General features: G+C 55.9%; 7 protein-coding genes. 3 read left to right on the top strand and 4 right to left on the bottom strand.

What is annotated here, in order from left to right; all coding sequences use genetic code 11:
* From VMU57_RS10385 to VMU57_RS10375, 3 genes are all read left to right on the top strand, one after another.
* Positions 1 to 303 (top strand): hypothetical protein (locus tag VMU57_RS10385; RefSeq protein WP_325383113.1); only part of this gene is annotated, 303 nt, incomplete at its 5' end.
* Positions 269 to 4,273 (top strand): hypothetical protein, encoded by a 4,005-nt coding sequence (locus VMU57_RS10380; protein WP_325383111.1) that lies wholly within the window; start codon positions 269 to 271, stop codon positions 4,271 to 4,273. The genes VMU57_RS10385 and VMU57_RS10380, both read left to right, overlap by 35 nt.
* A 107-nt stretch (positions 4,274 to 4,380) precedes the next feature.
* The gene (locus VMU57_RS10375; protein WP_325383109.1) at positions 4,381 to 4,716 is read left to right on the top strand and encodes a hypothetical protein; all 336 of its coding nucleotides are present in this window, start codon (positions 4,381 to 4,383) and stop codon (positions 4,714 to 4,716) included.
* Between the two features lie 55 nt (positions 4,717 to 4,771).
* On the opposite strand, the gene VMU57_RS10370 is transcribed toward VMU57_RS10375, so the two are convergent.
* From VMU57_RS10370 to VMU57_RS10355, 4 genes are all read right to left on the bottom strand, one after another.
* The gene (locus VMU57_RS10370; RefSeq protein ID WP_325383107.1) at positions 4,772 to 5,608 is read right to left on the bottom strand and encodes a hypothetical protein; all 837 of its coding nucleotides are present in this window, start codon (positions 5,606 to 5,608) and stop codon (positions 4,772 to 4,774) included.
* 57 nt (positions 5,609 to 5,665) lie between these two features.
* On the bottom strand, positions 5,666 to 6,619 hold the full coding sequence (locus tag VMU57_RS10365) for a nucleotidyl transferase AbiEii/AbiGii toxin family protein (protein WP_325383105.1): 954 nt from the start codon (positions 6,617 to 6,619) through the stop codon (positions 5,666 to 5,668).
* On the bottom strand, positions 6,616 to 7,356 hold the full coding sequence (locus VMU57_RS10360; protein ID WP_325383103.1) for a DUF6088 family protein: 741 nt from the start codon (positions 7,354 to 7,356) through the stop codon (positions 6,616 to 6,618). Before VMU57_RS10360 ends, VMU57_RS10365 begins: the two co-directional genes overlap by 4 nt.
* Positions 7,357 to 7,490: 134 nt before the next feature.
* Positions 7,491 to 9,560, bottom strand: coding sequence for an ATP-dependent DNA helicase (locus VMU57_RS10355; RefSeq protein ID WP_325383101.1), 2,070 nt, complete (start codon positions 9,558 to 9,560; stop codon positions 7,491 to 7,493).
* Positions 9,561 to 9,818 lie beyond the last annotated feature (258 nt).

The following is a 9,818-nucleotide window of genomic DNA, read 5'->3' as shown; positions in this document are numbered from 1 at the left end:
ACGCCCATGCGCGTCAGCGCGTCAGATCAATGGCTGGCACGCCACTTCTATCAGGATGCTGTGCCGCTGGAAACCGTCGAAACCGCTCTTTTGCTCGCCTCGCTGCGCCGCCTGATCCGCCCTGCTGACTCCCCGCGCCTGGCACCCATCCGCTCCCTGGCCTACTTCCGCCCCGTCATCGAGGAACTCCAGGAGAATCCCGCCCCGGAAAACTACCGCGATTACCTCCGCCTCAAGCTACGAATGGCCACTCAGAAACCGCCGGCAGATGTTCAGAAAAATACGTTTTCAGATGAGCGCTAACACTCCTTCTAGTGCTTTCCTCAGCTCGCCTTCAAAGGTCTCGTTAATGGCCGGGTTTCGTAGCGAAGATCGCCTCTATCGGACACTATTCGAGGACGACACCTTTCTCCAATGGGCAAAGGGCGATTATGACTTGCATCTGTACATCGACAGCCTGGATGAATGCTTGCTGCGCATTGACTCAGTGGCTGCGCTCCTAGCAGACGAGATACCAAAATATCCGTTGGACCGACTGAAGCTGCGAATCGCCTGCCGCACGGCATCATGGCCACCATTGCTGGAAAAGGCGCTCAAATCAGGCTACGGAGAGGGTTCATTTTCTGCGACCGAATTGGTGCCTCTGCGCCGAGTCGATGTCCTCCAAGCGGCAACATTGACCGGCATTACCGATCCAGATTCGTTTCTTGCGCGAGTTGATGAATTACATATCACGTCTCTAGCTATCAAGCCGGTTACGCTCAAGATGCTGCTCGACACATTCCTGCGAGAGGGTGATCTACCGGGAGACGTAGTTGATCTTTACGAGAAGGGATGCTCCATCCTCTGTGAAGAGCAAAATGAAAGTCGCCGTGCTTCACGCAGGACGGGTGACTTAAGTCCGAGAGATCGAGTCGCAGTTGCCTCTCGCATTGCGGCGGCAACTCAATTCGGTAACCGTTTCGCGGTCTGGACTGGAACCGAAGCCGAAGGTATTCCTGAAGAAGATGTAGCTATCGGTGATTTAGTCGGTGAGAGTGAACCGTCGGACAGCCCCGTGAACGTCACACACAACGCCGTTTTGGAGACGTTGGGAACGGGACTGTTCTCGTCCCGAGGTCAGGAGCGTCTTGGCTGGTCGCATCAGATGTTTGCGGAATTTCTGGCTGCGCGATATTGCTTCGTACACGAGCTGCCTATTGAGCAACTCCGTTCACTGGTATTTCATCCTCGGCGTAGACGTGTGATTCCGCAAGTACGAGAGGTTGCCTCATGGATTGCACTTCGGAATGACGGGCTTTTTGCGGAAATTGCAGAGTGTGATCCCGAAGTCCTGTTGGGGTCCGCAGCGCCTAGTTTGTCGAATGAGCAACGGCGGGTACTCACAGATGCGCTTTTGCGGAGTTGCGATCAAAGTGCTGTGCTCCACGTTAAACACAACCTGGAGCTGCGACACCTTGCCCATCCATCAATCGCAGAGCAATTGGAGCCGGTGATCGTCGATCGCGCGCGGTCGTGGACCACACGTTACTTCGCCATAAGGATTATTCGTGCCTGTGCGATCAGCAGCCTTGGAAAGCCACTTTTGGACGTCGCCCTATCCGATGAGGAACTACACGAGGTACGCACGATAGCAGCATATGCCATCGCGGAGGCTGGCTCGGATGAGGAGCGCAGCCAGTTACGTCCTCTTTTGAAAGCGAGCCGTCAGATTGATCCGAATGACCAGTTGAGGGGCGCTGCGCTTAACGCCGTCTATGCGGGCGACAAATACGACGACGAGATGTGGAATTGTCTTGAGCATCCACGGGAATCACTGTTTTTCGGTTCCTATGACACTTTTCTTTCGTACGCAGTCGTTCCGAAGCTCAACGCAGGCAATCTTCCGGCAGCGCTACAGTGGTGTGCTAAGCAGCCGATAGAGGACTTCGGGACAATCTCCGAGTTGGAAGGCGAGATTTGCAGAGTTGCGATTGAGCATCTCGAAGCTGATCGAGTGGCTGACCTTCTTGCTCAGACGATATTTGAACGATGCAAGTCGTACAGAGGCTTTCCAAATCGGGGACACAAGAAACAGTCCATCGCCGAGATTCTAGTCAATGAAGAGGGACGGCGGAGACGTTTCCTGGAGGCGTTCTTGCCTCTCCTCAATCCTACAAACGAGCATCTGTTGTTTCATCCTGTCTTGTTGGTGCACTTGGCCGATCTGGAATGGTTCATCGACAGAGTGATCACTGGGGCGTCACCTGTTCCACAAGTTGAGGCAAAGATCGTCTCGCGTTTGGCGTGTTCATGGGAACCCGAAGCAGTGAAGAAGGTGTGGGACGCATGTCAGATTAGCCCGACGCTGGCCGCCGAGTGCAACCCATTATTCGTCCCTGTTCCTCTCGATTCAGAACTGGCGAAGTTGGAACGACGCTCAAAGGCTGATTTTTTCAAAGAAAATAATATTCAGGTTGCTCCCGCTCTGGAGCCCCGGTGTGAAGCTGCGCTTCAGCTCATCGAGGGTGGCGAGGTGGATGCGTGGCTTAGGCTGCTGGGCGAAATGTCCTTGGACGTGGGTGGCACCCACTACATGGACCTCCGCCAGATGGAGGTTGAAACACTTCCGGGATGGGTGGGGGCGTCCGAAGGGATGAGAGGCAGAATCGTTGCTGCGGCGAAAATCTTCCTGACGGAGACGCAGTTTCGGACGTTGGCTTGGTTTACATCTACGCAAGTTCCATACGGCGCATCGGCAGGTGTGAATGCACTCGCATTCCTCTACGGCGTCGATTTTGCATATCTACAAGGACAATCAACCGAATTTTGGGCAGCCTGGATTCCTGCCCTGATAGGAGATTCTCGCGTCACTCACAACCGGAGCGATGCGATTGATGCAGTTAACGCAGTGTTTGCGATGGCCGCGTCCGGTGCACCGGCCACAATGAATGAGAAGCTCCTAGAGCAGATTCAGATGGAGAGTGACAGTCGGCAGTTCTTTTTTGCCGACACTCTCGTAGACCTGGCATGGGCTGACTCGTTGGGTGAAGCCCTGCTCGCAAAACTGGAGCTCAATGATCTCGCGCCGAGCGTTCAAGCGGAAATTCTCTTCCAGCTTGTAAAGCGCAAAGTAACGGGCGCAAAAGAATGGGCGGAAGAAACGGTAGGTTCTGAATACAATACGGACCGTGGGATTGGTTTTTCCAAAGCCCTTTTGAAAGCAAGTGACGATGCCGCCTGGAAAACGCTTTGGCCGCTTATTCAGACGGATACGAATTATGGCCGGCAGTTATTGGAAGGGGTTTCCTACGGCTATGACGATAAAGCCTCGTTCACCAATTGTCTCAGCGATGTCGAACTCGGGGAGCTCTACATCTGGCTACTGGAACAGTATTCTCCCGATGAACGAATGGCGTCCGGAGCTGTTGGGCCAGTTGACACGGTTCGGATGCTCCGTGATGGAAGTCTCGAAAAGCTGAAACGCCGCGCATCGTTTGATGCATGTGACGCCCTCGCGCGTGCCGAGTTGCAGTTTCCACAATATCGCTGGCTTCGTTTCCACTTCGATGAAGCAGAGTTGCTCGCGTGTGCCTCTACCTGGGAGGCCCAAACGCCGCGCGACATTATCACGATGGCATCTGACTCTAAGAAGCGCTTTATCGAGAGTAGCCAGCAGTTGCTTGACGTCATTGTGGAGTCGTTGTCGCATCTGCAAGCCGAATTACATGGAGAACTCGCTTCTGTAGGCGACCTCTGGAATTTTAAGGGCGCGGATTGGTGGCCAAAGCAAGAGGAAGATGTGTCCGACTATGTGGCGCGTCATTTGAAGAAGGGTCTCGCTGACCGTGGAATCGTTATCAATCGCGAGGTTCAGATTCGACGGGGCCGCCGTGGAGAGATGGCTGGGCAGAGCACCGATATTCATGTTGATGCTGTCCCGGCGCAGGATACACCGGGACAGCTTTATGGTCCGATTGGCGTCGTGATCGAAGTCAAGGGAAGCTGGAACGATGGGTTAATGAGGGACATGGAAGGCCAGCTCCGAGATCGCTACATGAAGAACAGCGAGTATCGAGCGGGATTGTATGTCGTAGCGCACTTCAAGGCCAATCAGTGGATTGCCAGCGACGCAAGACGAGCAAAGAGCGATGCAATTGATATTTCCAAATTGCGACAGGATCTCACGGAACAAGCAACGGAACTTTCAGGAGGGGTACTGATTCGGAGCTTCGTCCTGGACGCATCGCTGGATTCAACAGTGGCAACAGGAATCGAACTAGTCCCAAAATAACAGTGTTGGTGGCCGTGGTTCGCTGCCACACGGTGAATACCTCAGCCCGCTACGCTTTAAGCAAGAATGATCGCGCTACGTTAGAGTGAATAACAGCGGAGGCGTAAATGGTTTTGATTGATCGAGAAGTAATGACGTGGGATCGGACCGCTTATGCAGTGGGGTTCCGAGCGCGATTATCAGAGACTCTCGCCTCTGGCGTGACAACGCACTCGTGGCGCTGTGGCTGGGAAGATGCTGATGTTGAACTTTTGGAGTCAGCGCGACACCAACGGGTTCTTGCGGATGGTGGGGAAGATGATTTCGAGGAGACCTGGGACCTTCTGTTCGACGCTGGCGGTGATGCACGCGTGCATGGGATTGAATTCGACGAGAACCGCACGCAGCCTTGGAAAGAGGGCTGGATCGACGCCGACATCAATCTCGGCGCAAGAGGATTATGAGAAAAGCCGCATTGGGTGACCGTGGATCGGTTGCTGCGATACAAGCATACGAAATTCAGTCATTCGTTGACGGCCGCACCCGAATTCCATGAACATGATCGTATTCGTCGCGATCTAGGAACTTCTCCCAAGGATAGGGAGCCCGGCCAAGTTGGGCACGCATCTGGTTCCAAGCGTTGAACGTCTCGTGATAGTGATATTGAAATTGCTCCTCTGTCTCACCGATCATGCAACGCAGCGAATCGAACTGAATGCAATCATCAAAATCCGATCCCAAATTGCAAGGGGCCGCATCGAGATAGTTGACCTCGGATAGCACATTGAGTCTCATCTTTTCGCTGCGACTCACAGGAATGATGCGCATGGCGTCCTTATCCAGCAATGGCTCCAAATCCGGATGGAGCAGGATTCTGAGACCGGGGATACCGCAGCTCTCAGTCTGGTAGGCGCGGACAACACCCGTTCCGAGAAATTGCGACATGTGAAAAGAAACTTGTGCGGACGAGTCCGTTACGAACCGCAGCATACGATATGACCCCCGCGCTAGGCCCATACGGGCAGGCACACCGTTCGTGGCCAGATCGAACATTAACGCGCGCGCGAGCTGAATTGCATCGTCTAGGGATTCGATTCGGAAGAATGCCGAATCGGAAAAGACGATCGCTGTACCGGCTCCTATCTTTTGGAGTCGTTGCCGAGCTTCATTGAGGCAATGATGAAAGTTGATAAACCGGTATCCAAGTAGGCTCTCTGCTGGAGATGGGGAATACAGTTCCACCCCGGTAAAGACTGGACTGAGCTCGTTTAGCTCATCGCCTTCCTTTTCGACTAAAGCAGCAAAGCCGAGCATGTCGACAAACAGAAGGAACGTTGTTTCAAATGGTTGAGCCATCGGCGGTTAAGAGAAGCGCTTTTAGCGTAGCACGCGATGAGCATTTCTCACGCATGTCTATAGCAGGTTGCGAAGCTCCATAAAACGGGCTTGCACGATCTCCCACGACGGGTGGGAGCCGAAACAGAGAATCTCGCACTGGCCCTTGTATTCGCGGCCAATCGCGGCAGAAAGGTCTCCCGTCGCAAAGAGCGCGTCGCTGTTGGCAAAGCTCATTTGATCCGGGTAGAAGTAGCTGCCAGGAAAGTGTGTGCGGCTGATGCGGTCGTAGTCCCGCTTAATTTCCCCATACTCGGCAGATTGCAGCATTTCTAAAACCTCGGGCCGCGATGCGAGTTGAAACAGGTCGTAGTAGTGCCGAGCATAGGTGCCCAGAGCACGTCCATCCCGTTTGAGTATTTCCACTTTGCTGTGAATGGCAAACATCTTCTCGACGAAAGTCCGCCGGAAATGGAGCAAGCGCATCGGGAACGAGTTTTCGTCTTCCGCTCCAAGCGTGATTCCCTTTTCCAGCAGAAACTGACCGAGGTAGGAGCGCAGCTCAACATTCGCGGTGGGCTCCCGACCGCTGGCTGCTCCTGCTTCGAGGAGGACGCGGTTGGCGACTTCACCGGGGCCGCCGTAGAGCTGGCGATAGGAGAACCGGTCATTGCGCCCGAAGCCTCCTATGGTTTGGCTCTCCTCGGGAACAAACTGAAGAGCCGGATGCGCGGCCACGGCATCGCGCAGGCTCTTTAGTTCGCGGTCGATGCCGCGTTTGGTCAGGGGCGGCTCGAAGGCAAGCGGGTCGAGGAAGATGTCAATGTCCTCTGAAAACCGCTGAATCAAGTTCCAGCCTTTCGAGAGGCTGGTTCCGCCTTTGAAGATAACTTTGTCGCTGGCCGTAGCAGCGATGATGCGCAGCACTTCGGTGACGTAATAGTCCTTTTCGATGATCCCAGGGCGGAGCTGAAAGCGCTCTGCGGCCTGAAGGATCTCCTGATCGAAGTCAGGATGTTCAAACAGTCTCACGTTTTGGGCCTTTCCTTGGCCTGCCACTCGCGCGCGTGTGTCAGGGATGTGAATTGTCCAAAGTCGAACCTGGAGAGCGGATTCAAGGAGGCACGCAGACGCGCTCGTGCGGTGGGATCTCGTTCAAGCTGTTCCGCCAGTGCGCCCAGTAGTGCGCGAACCCGTGGCGGCTCCGAATCGGCGACCTTGAGCAGTCGTTCAAGGTGAAGATCCGTTGCCAGTAGGGCCAACGTCTTGTGAATGGTGCGTTCGGTAGACAGTTCGCTTGTTTTGCCGCCCTTGCGTAAAAAGTCGAGCAGGGCTGCTTCTGTCTCAGAAAGGCTCTTCCATGCTTCCGGCCTCCGTGCATGGACGCGGGTCTCGGCGCCGATGAGTTTCCTGGGGAGACTGAGTGAGCTTGTTGCCAACTCGCTTCGCCGCGGTGTTTGTGTGCTGAAACCTAACAGATTGGCGGCAGCGGTGCCGGATGGGAAGATCGTCTTGGTTCTCTCTGCCAGTTTCTGGATTGCCGTGGGGCTGGGACGGCTCGGCCCGAAGGCGGTTGAGCGAGGACGATAATAGACACCTTTGCTCAGCCGTTCTAATGTGCCGTTGCGGGTCAGGCGTGAGAGCGTCTGGGCAACGGCGGGAAAAGGCTGATCCCGGAAGTCGTTGTGCCGCCATAACTTCTCGCCGCCGCGTTCAATCTGTAGGCGGATGGAGCTGGCGGTGCTGCGGGTTTTGGTGGCCTTTGGCATCTCCTTTACTCTGTTCCACCTACGCCATATTGTCAAGTTTTTTTGCGACAAAACTTGACATATCCGTATCCGGAATCCATTCATCAGCCGGCTGTTCTCTAGTAACTGGCATTCGACTGGTTGGGCGCGGTGAATCACAAGCTCAATCCCTGGTCGTTGCCGATGGTGCCTTTAGCGATGGATTGAGCTTGAGAAATTTCGTTGACTGCAAGGGTGAGATGCCCGGCGTGTTCCAAAGCATGTTCCCTCGCTATTGGCTGGGCATGGCGGTCGTAGAACTGAGTCTGTTGGTCGATGTGGAGCCAACCGCCAGTCTGGTTGTGCTGGTAGCTCTGGATGTCGCCGGTCTCCCGCTTCCACTCGTAACCAGAGGCATCGTTCGGCAAAGCGTTGTGGAGCGGTGCATAATGCCGTTGGTCGATCTGAGAGGGCGACCGCGCCTTGTCGATTGCAGGATCGTGAGGTTCCTGTTGGAAGTGCCGTCTTTGCTCTTCGGGGGTCAGTTCTTTAGTGTTGGTCATGGTCTGCTCCTTCGGTTGGGGTTGGTGAGCTTGCGCTTCGTTGTTCGGTCTTGCGACCTCGACAGCGGAGGCTTTGCTGATGTCGGTGCTGAGGCGTTCGGCGAGCGTTGTTGCGTCGTTCGTGTAGATTCGCGCGTCTTCGGACGCGCGAGAGACGGACACGTAAGCGAAGCGTGTGTTGATGAGTTCGGGGTGGGCCGTGGTGTCCATGTTGATGAGAACTCGATCCGTGGTGAGTCCCTGCGAACTGTGCGACGTAACGGCGTAGCCGTGGTCGAAGTGCCGCATCTCGGAGGTGTCGAATGTCAGAGTCCGGGCCTTGTCCCCATCCATGCGGACGGTCATGCTGGTGCCGTCGATGCGTTCCACGGTGCCCAGATCGCGGTTCCTGATTTCCATGTCGGGCTTGCTGACGGTGAACTGGAGCCGGTCGCCCTCTGCAAAGTCTCTGGCGATTTCTCGGTAGGCGGCGATGCCATGCAGCCGCTTGGGATCGTAGGTAACTTGCTGGCCGTCCTCGCGTTCAACCGTGAGGTGGTTCGCTTTGGGGTCTATGGAGACGACTGTGGCATAGGTGCCACGCTCAATGCCAAGTTCCTTGCTCCCTCGGGTGTAGTAGAGAACGTCGGCGGGCTGGTAAAGCGCGGCCCAGTTGCGGTCGGCGCTGGTCAGTTCCGAACGCTGGGTAAGAACGGTCATCGGATGATTGTCTTTGGACAGCGCGCCGCTGCCCTGCAATTCGGCGCGGATGGCATCGTTGATGTCGCGGCGGCTGGCATTATCGGGCGAGACAACCAGCGTGTTCTCCGGTCGTGCGACATAAGCCCTGGCGATGGCCTCGATGCGCTGACGGTCGTCGGGAATCTCGGTAATCCGGCCGTGCTGCTGAAGGAGTTGAATGCCGGTGGCAGTCTCGTTGCGCGAGAGATGTTCGACTGCGCGTAGCAGTTCGGGGTCTTTCTGGCGCACGATCTGGTCGAGCTGCGATGTCCGCATTCCGGCATCCTGCATCTGCTCGAAGGGCTTTCCGGCATCGACGCCCTGGTGCTGCCTGGTGTCCCCAACGAGCAAAACCCGGTCCTGCGACCCAATCTTTTCGAGAAATGATTGCATCTGCCGGGTGCTGGCAAGACTGGATTCGTCGAGCATATAAAGGTGCCGGGCGTTCGGGTCTCCCGCGCTGCGCTCGACCCCTCCCCGCGCGAGAAAACCTTGCAAGGTGTCGGCCTGAATACCGGCATCCCGGAGCTGGCCGGCGGCTCGACTTGTGGGAGCGAAGCCCTCGACGGCGTATCCGTTGCGCTCCGCGCCCTCGCGGATGGCCTCAAGGGTCGTGGTCTTGCCGCTGCCCGCCAATCCCTGTAGACCATGTATGCGGTCGTGGGAGGTAAGCACTTCCTCGATGGCTTTTTGTTGTGCCGGATTCAGGAACTCGCGGGTACGGGCATGGGCGGCTCCGACCTCTTGCCGCATGATCGGCTCGACTGTGGACTGGCCCTGCTGCATGTGCTTGATGGTCGCAAGCTCCTCGGCAATGGTCTCGCGGGTCGTAAACTGCCGCCCGGTGTCGTGCTTGTGGCCGGGTGCGCGTTGGAATTCTCCGGTGGCTTGCCGTTGCTCGAAGTTGTCGCGTACCTGGCTGTAAGTAAGGTCGCCCATGCCGCGCCGTAAGGCGTCGCGCATGATGTCTCGCTCATCGGTGACGGCCTCGCGCTCGAAGTTGCGGCTCTTGGCGAAGGTGACAGCTTCCTGAACTCGTTCCGGGATGTTCGGAACACGCGTCTGCTCCTGAGCAGACGCCTGGAGTTTCTACATTTGCCTGGACGATTGTTCGCTGAGGCAACGGGGCTAACAGGTCTGGCATTAAATTATTGTGTAGACAGACCGACGTAACTAGATTACATTATTCCTGAGCTTATACTCAGGAGCCCTCCATGAACG

This window comes from Edaphobacter sp., from assembly GCF_035532915.1.
GTDB lineage: Bacteria > Acidobacteriota > Terriglobia > Terriglobales > Acidobacteriaceae > Edaphobacter.
The sequence above is the reverse complement of the archived record's forward strand: the minus strand, read 5'-3'. Positions and strand labels throughout refer to the sequence as shown.